14 protein-coding genes are annotated in these 16,908 nt (G+C 44.1%); 6 read left to right on the top strand and 8 right to left on the bottom strand.

The features are described 5' to 3' along the window. Positions 1 to 9: 9 nt before the first annotated feature. The 5 genes from ACRQQK_RS15875 to yacG all read left to right on the top strand — a co-directional run bounded on the left by ACRQQK_RS15875 (position 10) and on the right by yacG (position 3,818). The gene (locus ACRQQK_RS15875; protein ID WP_457512968.1) at positions 10 to 1,236 is read left to right on the top strand and encodes a type II secretion system F family protein; all 1,227 of its coding nucleotides are present in this window, start codon (positions 10 to 12) and stop codon (positions 1,234 to 1,236) included. A gap of 79 nt (positions 1,237 to 1,315) precedes the next feature. After that, entirely contained in the window at positions 1,316 to 2,185 is an 870-nt protein-coding gene (locus ACRQQK_RS15870) for a prepilin peptidase (protein WP_457512966.1), read from the top strand. Positions 2,186 to 2,188: 3 nt separating this feature from the next. After that, positions 2,189 to 2,797: a dephospho-CoA kinase gene (coaE, locus tag ACRQQK_RS15865; RefSeq protein ID WP_457512964.1), complete on the top strand. Its 609-nt coding sequence runs from the start codon at positions 2,189 to 2,191 to the stop codon at positions 2,795 to 2,797. A 31-nt stretch (positions 2,798 to 2,828) separates the two neighbouring features. Beyond that, a complete protein-coding gene (gene zapD, locus ACRQQK_RS15860; protein WP_457512962.1) occupies positions 2,829 to 3,569 on the top strand; it encodes a cell division protein ZapD in 741 nt (246 codons plus the stop codon). Between the two features lie 45 nt (positions 3,570 to 3,614). Further along, positions 3,615 to 3,818 carry a DNA gyrase inhibitor YacG gene (yacG, locus tag ACRQQK_RS15855; RefSeq protein ID WP_167410414.1) on the top strand — a complete coding sequence of 68 codons (204 nt, stop codon included), beginning with the start codon at positions 3,615 to 3,617 and terminating at the stop codon, positions 3,816 to 3,818. A 74-nt stretch (positions 3,819 to 3,892) separates the two neighbouring features. On the opposite strand, the gene parC is transcribed toward yacG, so the two are convergent. The 6 genes from parC to nudF all read right to left on the bottom strand — a co-directional run bounded on the left by parC (position 3,893) and on the right by nudF (position 10,763). Then, the gene (parC, locus tag ACRQQK_RS15850; RefSeq protein ID WP_457512959.1) at positions 3,893 to 6,172 is read right to left on the bottom strand and encodes a DNA topoisomerase IV subunit A; all 2,280 of its coding nucleotides are present in this window, start codon (positions 6,170 to 6,172) and stop codon (positions 3,893 to 3,895) included. A gap of 3 nt (positions 6,173 to 6,175) precedes the next feature. After that, entirely contained in the window at positions 6,176 to 8,056 is a 1,881-nt protein-coding gene (parE, locus tag ACRQQK_RS15845; protein WP_457512957.1) for a DNA topoisomerase IV subunit B, read from the bottom strand. A 211-nt stretch (positions 8,057 to 8,267) separates the two neighbouring features. Beyond that, on the bottom strand, positions 8,268 to 8,855 hold the full coding sequence (yqiA, locus tag ACRQQK_RS15840; protein WP_457512955.1) for an esterase YqiA: 588 nt from the start codon (positions 8,853 to 8,855) through the stop codon (positions 8,268 to 8,270). A 1-nt stretch (position 8,856) separates the two neighbouring features. After that, complete coding sequence (gene cpdA / locus ACRQQK_RS15835; protein ID WP_457512953.1) at positions 8,857 to 9,678, bottom strand: 3',5'-cyclic-AMP phosphodiesterase; 822 nt, start codon at positions 9,676 to 9,678, stop codon at positions 8,857 to 8,859. Positions 9,679 to 9,696: 18 nt separating this feature from the next. Then, positions 9,697 to 10,146, bottom strand: coding sequence for a DUF1249 family protein (locus tag ACRQQK_RS15830; protein WP_042484558.1), 450 nt, complete (start codon positions 10,144 to 10,146; stop codon positions 9,697 to 9,699). Then, the gene (nudF, locus tag ACRQQK_RS15825; RefSeq protein ID WP_457512951.1) at positions 10,134 to 10,763 is read right to left on the bottom strand and encodes an ADP-ribose diphosphatase; all 630 of its coding nucleotides are present in this window, start codon (positions 10,761 to 10,763) and stop codon (positions 10,134 to 10,136) included. The genes ACRQQK_RS15830 and nudF overlap by 13 nt, the downstream gene beginning before the upstream one ends. 252 nt (positions 10,764 to 11,015) lie before the next feature. On the opposite strand from nudF, the gene tolC reads away from it, so the two are divergent. Further along, complete coding sequence (gene tolC, locus ACRQQK_RS15820) at positions 11,016 to 12,350, top strand: outer membrane channel protein TolC (protein WP_457512949.1); 1,335 nt, start codon at positions 11,016 to 11,018, stop codon at positions 12,348 to 12,350. Positions 12,351 to 12,430: 80 nt separating this feature from the next. Here tolC and hldE read toward each other — a convergent pair whose 3' ends face one another. Then, complete coding sequence (gene hldE / locus ACRQQK_RS15815; protein WP_457512947.1) at positions 12,431 to 13,861, bottom strand: bifunctional D-glycero-beta-D-manno-heptose-7-phosphate kinase/D-glycero-beta-D-manno-heptose 1-phosphate adenylyltransferase HldE; 1,431 nt, start codon at positions 13,859 to 13,861, stop codon at positions 12,431 to 12,433. A gap of 84 nt (positions 13,862 to 13,945) precedes the next feature. After that, positions 13,946 to 16,792 (bottom strand): bifunctional [glutamate--ammonia ligase]-adenylyl-L-tyrosine phosphorylase/[glutamate--ammonia-ligase] adenylyltransferase, encoded by a 2,847-nt coding sequence (gene glnE, locus ACRQQK_RS15810; RefSeq protein WP_457512945.1) that lies wholly within the window; start codon positions 16,790 to 16,792, stop codon positions 13,946 to 13,948. Positions 16,793 to 16,908 lie beyond the last annotated feature (116 nt).

Here is a 16,908-nt window from a genome sequence, read left to right as displayed (position 1 = left end):
AGTATTTATATGAAAAAGAACTCTAGCCCTCAACTCAGTAGCTTTCGTTGGAGCGGAATGAACAGCACAGGTAAAAAAGTGTCTGGTCAGCTTCTGGCGCTGACGGAAAGCGAAGTTCGTGACAAATTAAGTGAACAAAGTATTAAGGTCAAAAAACTCAAGAAAGGCAGTGCTCCACTTTTTACTCGTCTGTTTCACCGAGTTAAGGGAAACGACATCACTATACTCACTCGCCAACTTTCAACCATGCTGACAACGGGTGTTCCTATTGTTCAAGCACTGAAACTGGTTGGTGACAATCACCGTAAACCAGAAATGAAATCGATTCTGACGCAAATATCCAAAGGAGTTGAAGCCGGTACTCCCATTTCAAAAGCAATGCGTAACACCAGCAGTCACTTTGACTCCTTGTATGTTGACTTAATTCAGACGGGTGAACAGTCCGGAAACTTAGCCGAAGTTTTTGAACGTTTGGCCACGTACCGTGAAAAAAGCGAAGAACTAAAAGCAAAAGTAATCAAAGCATTGATTTACCCAGCGATGGTTGTGCTTGTTGCCCTTAGTGTCTCTTACTTGATGTTAACCATGGTGATACCTGAGTTTGAAGCCATGTTCAGTGGCTTTGGCGCTGAACTCCCTTGGTTTACGCAGCAGGTTTTAAAACTTTCGCACGGCGTTCAGGCTTATAGTTTGGTAACCCTTGTTGTTACTATTGCGTCTATTGTCGCCTTTCGTTCTGCAAGAAAAAAATCCTCGCTGTTTCGCCTGAAAACCAGCCGTCTAGGATTAAAATGTCCGGTTATCGGCAGCGTGTTAGCCAAAGCCGCTATCGCTAAATTCAGCCGCACACTAGCGACCAGTTTCAGCGCGGGTATTCCGATTCTCTCCAGTTTAAAAACGACCGCGAAAACCACTGGTAATGTCCACTTTGAATACGCCATTGATGAAGTTCATCGTGATACCGCATCGGGTATGCCAATGTATATCGCAATGAGAAATACGGAAGCTTTTCCTGAAATGGTTTTACAAATGGTAATGATTGGAGAGGAGTCAGGAAAACTCGACGACATGTTGAATAAAATTGCTTCGATCTACGAATTTGAGGTGGATAATACCGTCGATAATCTAGGGAAAATCCTCGAACCATTAATTATTGTGTTTCTTGGTGTGGTTGTCGGTGGGTTAGTAGTGTCTATGTACTTGCCAATCTTTAACTTAATGAGTGTGTTAGGGTAATATAACCATCACTAACGCATGAAACTGCTTAGTTTTTAAATCAACATACTCCCTTTTACTGCGGCAAATGAGCGAACAAATGGAAATTTTTGAATACTATCCTTGGCTTTTCGTAGCATCTGCCTCTCTACTCGGTTTAATTATCGGCAGCTTTCTAAATGTGGTTATTTATCGGTTACCGACAATGATGGAGCGAGAATGGCGTCAGGAATGTGCAGACTATTTTCCAGAATCCAATATTCAACCGCCAGAAGGTAAGCTTACACTTAGCACTCCACGATCAACTTGCCCGAATTGCCAAACACCATTGCGCATTATTGATAATGTACCCGTAATTAGTTGGCTGCTATTGCGTGGTAAATGCGCTCATTGCCAGGCTCCCATCAGTGCGCGTTATCCCTTGATTGAGCTGCTTACAGCAGCTATGAGTTTTCTTGTCGCACAACATTTTGGCTTTAGTTACTTCACTATTGCTCTGCTGTTTTTCAGCTATGTCCTTATCGCAGCAACTTTTATCGATTTAGACACTATGCTGCTACCGGATCAGTTAACACTACCTTTACTTTGGGCTGGATTATCACTGTCATTATTGGGTGTGAGTCCTGTTACGCTTCAAGATGCGGTGATAGGTGCTATCGCAGGTTACTTAGCTTTATGGTCTGTATATTGGCTATTTAAACTTGCTACTGGCAAAGAAGGCATGGGATACGGTGATTTCAAGCTACTCGCAGCGCTCGGAGCATGGTTGGGATGGCAACAGCTACCTTTGATTATTCTGCTTTCATCTCTTGTTGGGTTGGTGTTCGGTATTATTCAATTGCGATTAAAGAAACAAGGTATCGATAAAGCCTTCCCTTTTGGACCTTATATTGCCATTGCTGGATGGATAGCTCTGTTGTGGGGACACGAAATCATTGATAGCTACTACTCTTATTTATTGGGGTACTAAACTATGGCATTAGTGATTGGCTTAACCGGAGGCATCGCGAGCGGAAAGACCACTGTCGCCAATATGTTTCGAGACCAGTTTGGTATTGAAATCGTTGACGCTGACGTGATTGCTCGACGAGTGGTAGAAAAAGGCAGTATCGGCCTCGACGCCATACATCAGCATTTTGGTGATGAGATCTTAACGGTTGAGGGAGAACTCAATCGTGCCGAACTTCGAAAACGGATATTTGCCAATCAAGATGAAAAAACATGGGTCAATCAGTTACTCCACCCAATGATTCGTCAACAAATGGAGCAAGATCTGCAACGAGTTACATCGCCTTATGCGTTATTGGTCGTTCCATTACTCACGGAAAACAATCTACAGCATATGGCAGACAGAGTTTTAGTTGTTGATGTCGATGAAGAAACGCAAATTGAAAGGACAATGAGCCGAGACAAGGTGCCTATGGAACAGGCAAAATCGATCTTAGCTGCACAAGCCAGTCGTGAACAACGTTTAGCCATTGCCGACGATGTGATTAAAAATGACGCGAAAAACCAGAAACTTTTGCCTCAAATCACAGAATTACACAAAAAGTACCTAGCCATCAGCCGTAAAAATCTGTGAGAATAAGCCGAAAGGACGCAAGGCAAATCTGATGACGACACACAAGTTTGAACACCCTCTGAATGAAAAAACACGTATTTACTTACGAGTTGAAGCTTTGCTGCACCAGATGGAAAAAGCATCAGCCTTTGCTGACAGTATTCAGCACCAGTTATTTTTCCGTTCTCTATTCGATCTGCTCGAAATTTTTGAGCAGATACAATTAAAGAGTGAACTGGCAAAAGATATCGAAAAACAGCGCCTCACTTATCGCAGTTGGTTAAACGTGGACGGTGTAGATCAAGAGATGCTCTCAACACTGCTTGCTGAAGTAGATGAAGTACATCGCAATCTAATGAGCGCGGATCGTTTTGGTCAGTCACTCAAAGAAGATCGTTTCTTATCTGCCATCCGACAGCGTTTCAACCTACCCGGCGGATCATGTTGTTTTGACCTTCCTGCTTTGCATTATTGGCTTCATTTATCTCCAGAGAAAAAATATCAAGACGCCAATAAATGGATGAGTACCTTAAAACCACTGTTAGATGCATTAACTCTTTGGCTCAAACTGACTCGTGAAACAGGTAGCTTTAAACCTCGTGTAGCTCAATCAGGATTTTTCCAAAGCGATGCAGAAGACGCCAATATTTTACGTCTATCCATTCCGCTCGAATATGGTGTGTATCCAATGATCTCTGGGCATAAAAATCGTTTCGCGATTAAATTTATCGACTTTAAAACTGGGCAAGCCAGCTCTGAAGAGATACCCTTTGACCTTGCTGTGTGCTGCTGATTAAACGTTTCTTAGCAGCTGAACCATCATTAATAGGAAATCTAGATGTCGTCCCCAAAGCCTACTGTGGTGAAATGTCCCCAATGCAAGCAAGAAGTCGTATGGAATGAGCAAAGTCCTTACCGTCCTTTTTGTAGTAAAAAATGCCAAATGATTGATTTTGGTGAATGGGCTGATGAAGAAAATGCCATTGCTGGTGCGCCAGATATGTCTGACTCTGACGGATGGTCAGAAGAGTACAACTCTTAATCCGATATTGAATTTGAACCACAAAAAAGCCCCGATTCTTCGGGGCTTTTTACTTATACTCATCAGCGTTAGCGTTACTCTTCGGACTCTGAGCTAGCTTCTAAATTTGAAGTATCAATCTCGATCTCTGTTACACGCTGCAAGCCTCTTGGCAGAAGTCCACCACGACGACCTCGTTCACCTCGGAAGTTATCTAAATCACTCGGTTTTAGACCTAGCTTGCGCTTACCAGCATACAGAGTAACTGAAGCGCCACTCGGTAATGCAATCAGGTGAGACACTACTTCTTCTCGGGATTTAGCTTTAGCAGCAGGAATATTGATGATCTTATTGCCTTTACCTTTGCCTAACTGTGGCAAGTCTTTAATTGGGAATAACAGCATACGTCCCAAATTGGTAATGGTTAGGATCTCATCCGTTTCAAGGTTACTTACCGCTTGAGGTGCCATAATTTCTGAGTTATCAGGTAGATTCACCAGAGCTTTACCACTACGGTTTTTCGAAAGCAGATCGGTACCTTTACATACGAAACCATAACCAGCATCAGAGCCAACCAACCAAAGCTGATCTTCTTCACCCATAATAACCTGACGAATTGTCGTACCTTCAGCAACGTTCAATCGACCTGTAATCGGTTCACCCTGACCACGAGCCGATGGCAAGGTGTGTGATTCGAGCGAGTAACTGCGACCATCACTACCAAAGAACACGGCTTGCTGGTTACTCTTACCACTTGCTTGAGCTAAGTAAGCATCGCCTGATTTGTAGCTTAGGCTGTTACCATCAACGTCATGGCCTTTCGCATGACGAATCCAACCTTTTTCAGATAGCACGACAGTGATCAGTTCACTAGGCATTAAGTCACGTTCAGTCAACGCTTTCGCTTCTTCACGCTCTACTAATGGTGAGCGACGATCATCACCGTATTTTTCAGCATCCGCTTTGATCTCTTTTTTCAGCAAGGTATTCAGACGGCGTTCAGAACCTAGAAGATCTTCCAGTTTTTTACGCTCTTTCTCTAACTCATCTTGCTCACCGCGAATCTTCATCTCTTCCAGTTTCGCTAAATTACGAAGTCTGGTGTCTAAGATCGCATCAGCCTGAATGTCGGTGATACCAAAGCGAGCCATCAATACCGCTTTCGGATCGTCTTCAGTACGGATAATTTCGATCACTTCATCAAGGTTAAGGTATGCAACCAACAAACCTTCCAAGATGTGCAAACGAGCCATAACTTTATCAAGACGGAATTGAAGACGACGTCGAACACTAGTGCGACGGAATTCGATCCATTCATTAAGAATGTTAACTAGACCTTTCACCTGAGGACGGTTATCTAAACCAATCATATTCAGGTTTACACGGAAGCTTTTCTCTAAATCAGTAGAAGCGAACAGATGGCTCATCAGCAAATCGCAATCGACACGATTTGAACGCGGAACGATAACGATTCGAGTCGGGTTCTCATGATCCGATTCATCTCGTAGATCGTCAACCATAGGCAGTTTCTTCGCACGCATCTGGTTGGCAATTTGCTCGAGAAGTTTTGCACCTGATACCTGATGAGGCAGAGCCGAAATAACGATGTCAGAACCTTCTTTGTGCCAAATGGCACGAGCTTTAATACTGCCGCGACCAGTGCGATAGATTTTTTCCAACTCAGCTTGAGGAGAAATAATTTCCGCCTCGGTTGGATAATCCGGCCCTTTGACAAACTGCATCACATCTGACAATTCCGATTTCGGATTATCGATCAGATGGATAGTTGCTTCGGCAATTTCACGCACGTTGTGTGGCGGAATATCGGTCGCCATACCCACAGCAATACCAGTAACGCCGTTGAGTAGAATATGTGGCAGACGCGCTGGCAACATCTGTGGCTCTTTCATCGTGCCATCAAAGTTTGGTTGCCAATCCACGTTACCTTGGCCGAGTTCGCCTAATAGAACTTCAGCAAACTTAGACAGTTTAGCTTCTGTATAACGCATTGCCGCGAAAGATTTCGGATCATCAGGCGCACCCCAGTTACCTTGACCGTCCACCAGAGGGTATCGGTATGAAAAAGGTTGAGCCATTAATACCATTGCTTCGTAACACGCAGAGTCACCATGCGGGTGGTATTTACCCAACACGTCACCAACGGTACGTGCTGATTTTTTATATTTTGCCGCCGCTGAGAGCCCCAGCTCCGACATCGCATAAATAATGCGTCGTTGAACCGGCTTTAAACCATCACCAATGTATGGCAAGGCACGGTCCATGATTACGTACATCGAGTAGTTCAGGTAAGCATCTTCCGTAAACTTGCGCATCGGAAGTTGTTCAACACCCTCGAAGTTAATTTCAGTACTCATTCATTACACCTCAGCCAAATCGCCATTGCTTTGTAGCCAAGTACGACGGTCATCCGCACGTTTCTTGCCTAAAAGCATGTCCAACATCTCATCCGTTGCCGTTTCATCATCAATCGTGAGCTGAACTAAACGACGAGTGTTTGGATCCATGGTAGTTTCGCGCAATTGAAGTGGGTTCATCTCACCCAAACCTTTGAATCGCTGAACGTTAATTTTGGCTTTCTTCTGGCTTAGTCTTTCCAAAATGCCATCTTTCTCTGCATCATCTAGTGCATAGAACACTTCTTTACCACAGTCGATTCGGTAAAGCGGAGGCATAGCAACATAGATATGACCCGCTTTGGTAAGTGCTTGGAAGTGCTTGGTAAACAGAGCACAAAGCAGAGTTGCGATATGAAGACCATCCGAGTCCGCATCGGCAAGGATACAGATTTTGCCGTAACGCAATCCGCTTAAGTCATCACTGTCTGGGTCAATGCCCAGCGCAACCGAAATATCGTGTACTTCTTGAGACGCTAGCACCTGATCAGCAGACACTTCCCAAGTATTAAGAATTTTACCGCGCAGTGGCATAACCGCTTGGAATTCACGGTCACGAGCTTGCTTCGCACTACCGCCCGCAGAATCCCCTTCGACGAAGAAGATTTCAGTGCGGCTAAGATCTTGGACAGAACAGTCGGTGAGTTTGCCCGGTAATGCTGGCCCTGAAGCCACTTTCTTACGTACCACTTTCTTACTTGCACGCATACGGCTGTGAGCATTCGCAATACACACTTCTGCCAACTGTTCTGCCAGTTGCGGTTTTTCATTCAGCCACAGGCTAAACGAGTCTTTTACCACGCCAGAAACAAATGCGGCCGTTTGACGAGAAGAGAGACGCTCTTTGGTTTGTCCTGCAAATTGCGGATCTTGCATTTTTACCGAAAGAACATACGCACAACGGTCAAATACATCTTCACCCGTTAGCTTAACGCCACGTGGCAGCAAATTACGGAATTCACAGAACTCACGCATTGCTTCGAGTAACCCCTGACGTAAACCATTAACGTGAGTACCACCTTGCGCGGTCGGTATTAAGTTAACGTAACTCTCTGTGATTAACTCACCACCTTCAGGTAGCCAAATAAGCGCCCAAGTTGCCGCTTCAGTTTCAGCCTTAAATTCTCCAGTGAATGGTTCTTCAGGTAGAACTACCGAATCTTTAACACCTTCGACTAAATAGTCCTTTAAGCCATCTTCATACAGCCAGCGGTACTCTTTATCATTTACTTTATCGCTGAAAGTGATTTCTAAACCCGGACACAATACTGCTTTGGCACGCAAGTTATTAATTAAGCGTGACACCGAAAAGTTCGCGTAATCGAAATAAGAACTTTCAGGCCAGAAGTGAACGCTAGTACCACGATTACGACGACCACAGGTTCCAGTCACTGTAAGATCGGAGACTTTGTTGCCGTGTTCGAAAGCAATTTCGTAAATTTGACCATCGCGACGTACAGTAACTTCCACACGTTTAGAAAGTGCGTTTACGACCGAGATACCTACACCGTGCAGGCCACCTGAGAATTGATAGTTCTTGTTCGAAAATTTACCACCAGCGTGAAGCTTACAGAAGATAAGCTCGACACCAGAAATTTTTTCTTCTGGGTGGATATCGACAGGCATGCCTCGACCATCATCAATCACTTCTAATGATTGATCAGCGTGAAGGATTACCTGAACCTTTGTGGCATGTCCGGCCAACGCTTCATCGACGCTGTTGTCGATAACTTCTTGCCCAAGATGGTTCGGGCGCGTTGTATCCGTGTACATCCCAGGCCTGCGACGCACTGGTTCCAAGCCATTAAGGACTTCAATGGCTCCAGCATTATATTGTTCAGTCATAATATGTAATGCTTTTATCGATAAATAATTGGTAACTTTACATCTCGTTTATTAACGCTTTATTTTTATAACAATACGCTAAGAATTAACGTGTTTTTTAACACCTAAACGAGAAAAGTCTAAGGGGAACATAGTCTGGAAGAGAACGACTGATGTCAAGAGACATCAATCAGTGGCAAGCAAAATTATGACTCTAACCTCAATGAAAAGGCTATAAGTCTAAGAATTTGATGATTTGAGCAGGATAACGCTCAAAATCAATAAAACTGTGGTCGCCACCGACTTCCACCGTCTGTTTTGAATCTGCATACTTTTCCACAGCTTGACGATAATCGAGTACTTCATCTTCCGTTTGCTGCAGAAGCCAAAAATCTTGAGGCGATTGTAACTCTGGAATATCCAACTCTATGAGTTCTTGAATATGGGACTCATCCAAAACGTAACGTTCTTGGGTGTACGGGTTTTCTTGTTCACCAAGAAACTCAGCTAAAAGCTCATAAGGTTTCACCGCTGGATTGACTAATACCGCACGAAAGCCAAATTTTGCGTTTAACCAAGTGGAAAAGTAGCCACCTAATGAACTACCGACCAAGCCAATTTGGTAGTCATTTTTATACTGATTTACCACATCCAAAAGATGTTGTGCGGCCAGAGCAGGAAAACTCGGCAATTTGGGAACAACCACTTTGATGTCAGAACGATGCTTGTTGCAGTACTCACTCATGACCTGCGCCTTATGCGACAGAGGAGAACTGTTAAACCCATGAATATAAAGAAGTAAAGGTGGACGCTTTGACATATTAGTAACCGCTCGCATCAAAATCAGGTTGAAACACGCCATTTGCCAAGCGTTTTACTGCTGACTTCACTGTGCCATCGGAACACAACTCCAGTTCGCGCCAACCTGGTGAGGTTTTATCTAGTGCAAAATCATTGGAGTTAGGCTTGAACTGCACACAGGTCGAAGGTGTCGCCATGACTCTCACGCCCATATGTTCTTTGTCCATATTCTGGTGTACATGACCGCACAAGACCGCTTTCACATTGGAATGACGCTTTACCACATCCCAAAATGATTCGCTGTCTTTTAACGTGTGTTGATCAAGCCAAGCACTGCCTACCAGCAGAGGATGATGATGCAAAAGCACTAAAGTGAATCTATTCGAATACTGAGTCAACTTCTCATCCAACAGAGCCAACTGATGATCACTTAAACGGCCGTGAGGAACGCCAACAACCTGCGAATCTAGCAATACCATTTGCCAGTGCTCGCCAAGCAATACATGCTCCTCAGTGCGAATCTGTGGGGAAGGTAACACTGCACCCATGTTCGGTTTGTAGTCGTGATTGCCAGGTAGCCAAAAGCAGTCTTTCTCCAGCATTTGAATGCTCTCTGAAAAACGTTGATAAGATTCAGCACTATGATCTTGAGAAATATCACCCGTTGCGAGAACGGCATCATACTGAACTTGCTGAGTACAGATCTCTTTCACCACGGCGCGAAAGCTGTCAGCGGTATTTACACTAAGCAAACAACCGTCATCTGGCGCGAATAAGTGAGTATCCGTTATCTGTACAAGCTTTATGCTATCTGGGTTGTCTATACTGGGCGACACGTTCAAACTCGATAAACCTAACTATTATGGATGACTAAAATTAATCGGCTGACGGCTAATACCATGCTTCAAACAGAAGGTAAGCCAATCACCTAAAAAGCGATTAATTTGTGCCTTTTCGTCTTTTTGTACCATTTTCTCATTTGGATAATCATGGCGCGCTTTTATCCTGCTGAGATGATCGCTCGTGTGCACTTCTGCTACACGAGCATCGTGGTACAGCCTGACAGACATGGTTGGCAATGGAAACACTGAAATATCATCACTTTGACAAATCTCCACCAAAGTTGTGTACTTTGTGACTTCTAGCACTTGAAGTTGGTAAGTCATCTGAGCGGCTTGGTAGCAACGTAAATCATCGACACTTGGTTGCGTCGGCAACAAAGCGTTTAGCTTGGCGTAGTTTGTTTCATAAACCCGCATCAGTTCTTTTAGATCTACGTGATATGGTTTTTTCACCATTACTTCTGCCATTGAGTTCTCAAATTCTCGTAATTCAGTTCCAACCATTGTAGTGCAATGATTGATGCACCATTTTCAATAACGCCATCTTTTACCAACTGGTAAGCCTGTTCACGGCTCATCACATGTACTTTAATATCCTCTCCTTCACAGTCTAAACCATGAATACCTTTCGCTTGAGAGGAATCAACTTCTCCGACGTAAACATCTAATTTTTCAGAACATCCGCCAGCCGAAGGATAATATGAAGTTACAGATTCAATTCGGCCGATGTCTACACCCGCTTCTTCTACTGCTTCTCTACGAACAACTTCAACTGCGCTTTCATCACGGTCGATGATGCCAGCTACTATTTCCAGTTGCCAAGGCCGTTGTTGTTCAAGTGTTCCAACTCGAATTTGTTCAATGATAACGACTTGATCTCGAACTGCATCATAAGGCAACAAGGCTGCCGCATGCCCTCGTTCGAAAAGTTCACGTTCAATAGGTTCACTCCATCCGCCTTGAAAAAGCTTATGTTTGAAGCGATATTTCACCATTCGGAAAAAACCTTGAAATAGTGTCTCTTTTGAGACGATTTCAAGGTCTTGTGACGAAAACTGACCTAATGGTTTATCGTTTTTTGACATTCGAGAGCTCCCTACATGAATAATAAAGAACGGCTAAACAACGTAGTTTACTCGTGGTAACTGGTGACTTCCAAGGACATTGCTCAACTTTTTATACAAAATTTATATATATTTTTAAGTAAAGAAAAATTTATATTGCACACATGGATAGTTAAGTGTAAAAAAGTGCAAAGTTTCGAGTAAATTACGACCAAAATGGGGTAAACTCTTGAAACGCCCACCCTAACTTCATAATAGGCAGGAATAGGACCAATGAAAAAACTGCTTCCAGTATTTATTAGCGTAGCTCTTGGCAGCTTCAGTGCTGCAGTATCGGCTGACGATCTTGCTCAAATTTACGATCAAGCAAAAGAAAATGACCCTCAATTACTGAGCGCAGCGGCACAACGTGACGCGGCATTTGAAGCAGTAACTTCAAGTCGTAGTAGCTTACTACCACAGATCAACTTAACGGCGGGTTACAACGTTACTAGCAGTGACGAACCAAAAGATAGTGAATTGCTATCTGCAGGAATTTCCTTTTCTCAAGAACTTTACAATCGTTCAAGCTGGGTTTCATTAGATACTGCAGAGAAACAAGCTCGCCAAGCAGATGCACAATACGCGGTGGTTCAACAGTCATTAATCCTGCGTGTCGCTCAGGCTTATTTCTCAGTGCTCAGTGCTCAAGATAACCTAGAGTTTGTCCGCGCAGAAAAAGCAGCGGTTGGTCGCCAGTTAGAACAAACTAAGCAACGCTTTGAAGTCGGTCTTTCTGCAATTACTGACGTACATGATGCTCAAGCACAATACGACAGCGTTTTGGCAGATGAAGTGTTAGCTGAAAATACTCTGGTTAACAGCTATGAGTCACTGCGTGAAATCACTGGTCAAGATCACAAAGATCTAAGCATTCTCGATACTAATCGTTTCTCTGCTAGCCCGTCAGCAACTTCAATGGATGCACTGGTTGAAGAAGCTCAACAAAAGAACTTGTCTCTTTTGTCATCTCGCATTGCGCAAGATGTAGCGAAAGACAATATCTCTTTAGCGAGTTCAGGCCACCTACCATCATTAACTCTTGATGGTGGATACAGCTATGGCAAGCAAATGGATAGTAGCGGCAATGGTTATAATTTTGACGGTCACGATTACAACGATTTAAACATCGGCGTGAACTTATCTGTGCCTCTATACACAGGTGGTAACGTGACTTCGCAAACCAAACAAGCAGAATTTTCGTACGTTGCTGCAAGCCAAGATTTAGAAGCGTCTTACCGCAGTGTGATTAAAGCTGTTCGTGCAAACAACAACAACATCAACGCTTCAATCGGTGCGTTGCGTGCTTACGAACAGTCGGTAATTTCAGCTAAATCAGCGCTAGAAGCAACTGAAGCTGGTTTTGATGTTGGTACTCGTACAATCGTAGACGTACTTGATTCAACTCGTAGCCTGTACAACGCAAACAAAAACCTATCATCAGCTCGTTACAACTACATTCTTAGTGTGTTGCAACTTCGCCAAGCTGTAGGTTCTCTATCTGAACAAGATATCCTTGATATCAACAGCGGCCTAAAAGCAGCGAAATCAGCAAAGACTAAATCTTAAGATTGGTTTTTACGGACATAAAAAACGCCAGCATGCTGGCGTTTTTTCTTTCTCGACATATCTATACGCGACAAAGGCTATTAACCTCTGCCACCTTTAATCGCTTCGATAATTTCTGTTGTTGAACAGCCATCTTCAAAGTTCAGTACTTTAACCTGACCACCAGCCGCGATCACTTCTTTACCACCAGCAATATCTTCTGGTTTGTAATCACCACCTTTTACTAATAAATCAGGCAGCACTTCAGCGATCAAACGTTGTGGTGTATCTTCACCAAACGGTACAACCCAGTCAACAGCGCCTAGCGCTGCCAATACAGCCATACGACGATCTGTCGGGTTCACTGGACGACCTGGTCCTTTCAAACGTTTTACAGATTCATCCGTATTGACGGCAACAATCAGGCGATCGCCAAGCTCACCAGCATGATTCAGATAAGAAACATGACCTGCATGAAGAATATCGAAACAACCATTGGTCATCACAACTTTTTCGCCACGAGCTTGCGCTTTACGTACAGCTTCAATCAGTGCTTGTTCACCAATCACGCCGTAGTCAGTATCTTTACTGCCATGAACAGCTTCAGCCAGTTCAATTGTCGATACTGTAGAAGTGCCGAGCTTACCGACTACCACGCCTGCTGCTGCATTTGCTAGCGCACACGCTTCATCTAAAGGTTTACCCGCCGCAACCGAAGAAGCCAATACCGAAATCACAGTATCGCCTGCACCCGTTACGTCATACACTTCTTTTGCTTGAGTCGGCAAATGGAAAGGATCCATACCACGACGCAGTAGTGTCATACCATGTTCACTACGAGTCACCAGCAGAGCATCAAGGTCGAACTCGTCAATCAGACGTAAACCTTTTTCAACTAAGTCTTGATCAGATTTCACTTTGCCCACTACGTGTTCAAACTCAGAAAGGTTTGGAGTTAATAGCGTTGCACCACGGTAACGTTCAAAATCTGCGCCTTTAGGATCAATAAACACAGGTACATTCGCTGCTCGTGCTTTTTGAATGAACTGCTGTACATGTTCAAGCGCACCTTTCGCGTAATCCGATAAGATCACCGCTTGCACATTTGGCAATGCTGATTCCATACGCGATAGGATCAATTCTGGATCGGTGTTTTCAAACTTATCTTCAAAATCTAAACGGATAAGTTGCTGGCCACGGCTCAGTACGCGCAGTTTTGTGATTGTTGGATAGTCTGGTAACGCCACAAAATCACATGTCACTTTCAGTGAAGTTAACTTCTCACTCAGCACTTGAGCTGGCTCATCAATCCCTGTCAAACCAACAAGATGCGCATGACCACCTAATGAAGCGATGTTCATTGCTACGTTGGCAGCACCACCAGGACGCTCTTCATTCTTCTCTACTTTTACTACCGGCACTGGGGCTTCTGGCGAAATACGGCCAGTAGGGCCATGCCAGTATCTATCAAGCATGACATCGCCAATAATTAATACCCCTGCATCACTGTAGTCAGGTAGGATTGGTTTCATTATGGATCTCCAATAACTGTTTCTGGGCGAAGTTTATCACAGCCCTATGAGCGGCTAAAGTTATCTAATATCAGAACTCTGTTATTAACCTAGCCACTGATTCCAAACATGTTTTACAATTTCACGCTCGTGGACAAATTTGCTTTCATCCACATCAGCGTCTTGATTCACTAAATTGCGGTGATGGATTTGATCTCGCATCGCCGTATAAGCATGCGTTAATGCCATAGCTTGTTCTTCATCCAGCACACCCTGAATCAACAATGACTCAAAGATACGCACGTTATCAGACCATCGGGTCAACTTAGGCTGTTGATGACTAAAACGTAAGACCAAGTACTGAGCCAAAAATTCAATGTCCGTAATACCGCCTTCATCTTGTTTTATCATGAAACGGCCGGGCTTTTTACCGCCGAGGTGGTCGCGCATTTTTATACGCATATCAACCACTTCCTGCTTGAGTTTTGCTTCTTCCCTAGGCATAGACAAAATGTCATGTCGAATCTTGTCAAACGCTTGCTGCAAAGGAGCATCACCATAAATCATGCGAGCTCTCACTAGCGCCTGATGTTCCCAAGTCCACGCATCATTGCGCTGGTACTCTTCAAATGCTTCTGTTGGACTAACAAGCAACCCAGAAGCGCCAGACGGTCTTAAACGTGTGTCGACTTCATATAGTATTCCAGAAGCAGTACGCACAGAGAATATATGAACGATACGTTGAGCTAAACGCAGATAAAACTGACGACCATCTATCTCTTTAACACCATCAGTGTAGGCATTAACTGGGCAGTCGTGCATGAAAACAATGTCGAGATCAGAGTTATAACCAAGTTCCCAACCGCCGACTTTGCCATAACCAATAACCGCAAAGCCCTTTCCTTCACGATCTTTTAAGTGGGTAGGCTCACCGTATTTGGCTGTCACCTGCAACCAGGCTTGATTCACCACAGATTCAACAATCGCTTCAGCAAGATAAGTTAAATGATCACTCACTTTCATCACTGGCAAAACATCTGCGATATCAGCAGCAGCAATCTTCAAAATACATATTTGCTTAAATTGACGCAGCGCTTCCATCTGCTGTTCCATATCATCTTCTGGAATACGTGCGAGAAAATCTCTCAGCTCCGTTTTGTAACTTTCCAAAGGAATCGGATTGTAGAGATGCTGTGGATCAATCAATTCATCAAGAAGAATCGGGTAACGCGCAAGTTGTTCAGAGATCATCGAACTCGCGGTACACAAACGCACCAACTGCACTAGCGCTGCCGGGTGTTCATCAAGCAGTTCTAAGTAAGTAGTACGAGTAGCAATACTGTGAAGCAAAGATAGCACTCTTGATAAACCAAACTTTGCCTCAGGGTGATTGAAAATTGCTTGATACACTTTTGGCATCAAACGGTTGAGCACTTCTCTTCCGCGAGGACCGATAGTTCGTTTTGCTAAGTCCTCTTTGAAGCCGATGATGGTACCAACGATTTCGGCTCCATCTTGCATAGCGAGTTCATTCTCAACAATGCTTTCTATTAACTCGCGGTTATGGCTCATGTCCCACAATTCGTGGAAGTGGGCAGCAAGCGTATTTTCATCTTGCTCGTCCTCTTCACCAATCAGAGCAGCAAACACAGCATGCACATTCGCCATCTGATGTTTGACTTGAGCATTAAGTAATTCCCAAGATTCAAAACCCATAGCAAAAGCCAGTCTCAACTGGTCCTCCGCTTTATCAGGTAGGGTTTGAGTTTGTTTATCTGCTAATGCTTGAAGAAGATTTTCAAGACGACGCAAGAAGTAATACGCTTCGGTTAACTGTTCAACTTCCTTTTTTTCCAACAATTGCAGCTCATCAATGGCTTGCAATGTTTCAAGCAATCCGCGATGACGCAGACTCGGCTCTCTTCCACCTCGAATCAGTTGAAATACTTGGGCAATGAACTCGATCTCCCGAATACCACCCGCGCCTAATTTGATGTTGTTGCTTAATCCACGGCGGCGAACTTCACTGCTGATCATCGACTTCATTCGACGCAGTGATTGAATCGCGCTGAAATCGATATAACGGCGAAATACAAACGGACGCAGCATTTGGCGCAATTCTTGGTACTGAGAATACATCTCACGCCCCATAACGCGCGCTTTAACCATTGCATAACGTTCCCAGTCTCTTCCCTGCTCTTGATAGTAATCTTCAAGCGCAGCATAACTCATCACCAACGGGCCACTTTCACCAAATGGACGCAATCTCATATCTACCCGATAGCAAAAGCCGTCAAAGGTCTGCTGATCGAGCATCTTGATAATTCGTTGGCCTAAGCGAGTAAAAAACTGGGCATTAGCAATGCTGCGTCGCTGTCCTTGTGTCTCGCCATTTTCTGGATAAGTGAAAATTAAATCGATATCGGAGGAGAAATTGAGCTCGCCGCCACCGAGTTTACCCATACCCATGATCAACATCGGCTGATGCTCTCCTTGAGCGTTACAAGGAGTTCCCCACTCTTGGCAGCAGGCTTTGTATTGCCATTGGTATGTTTCGAATATCAGAGCTTCCGCCAATTGCGATAAATGCTCTAGGCTCTCATTCAATGTCCAGGTACTTAAAAAATCACGCCAAGCGATATAAACCATCTCTTGATTGCGGAACTGACGCAAAATGCGCAAACCACTGGTTTCATCTTCGCAGACGGAAAGCTGGGCAAAGAGACGCTCCCGATACAAATCACAACGAGAATCTTCGCTGAGTATCTCGGGCAGCGCACAGCATAACGCTTCATCACGCATCAAGGTTTCATGGACAAACTTGCTCAGCCCGATAATGGTTTTTAGCTGAGCTTGGAGAGCGCTATTCCATTGAGCAATCACTGGCTGCTGTTCTAGCAAATGGCAGTACTGTTGACTCGCATAATCTTCAAGAAGAGATGGCAATGGCATGATATGTCCTTGTTGATGCTGGTAGCCCGAAGAAAGATGATGTAACTATACCCAAACTCATTGAAGGGTATATCAAAATTAGTGTAATAAAAAACGCCCACAATCGAATTGTGGGC

It is taken from the genome of Vibrio sp. C8 (assembly GCF_054051265.1).
This window is presented reverse-complemented; position numbering and strand designations above follow the sequence as displayed.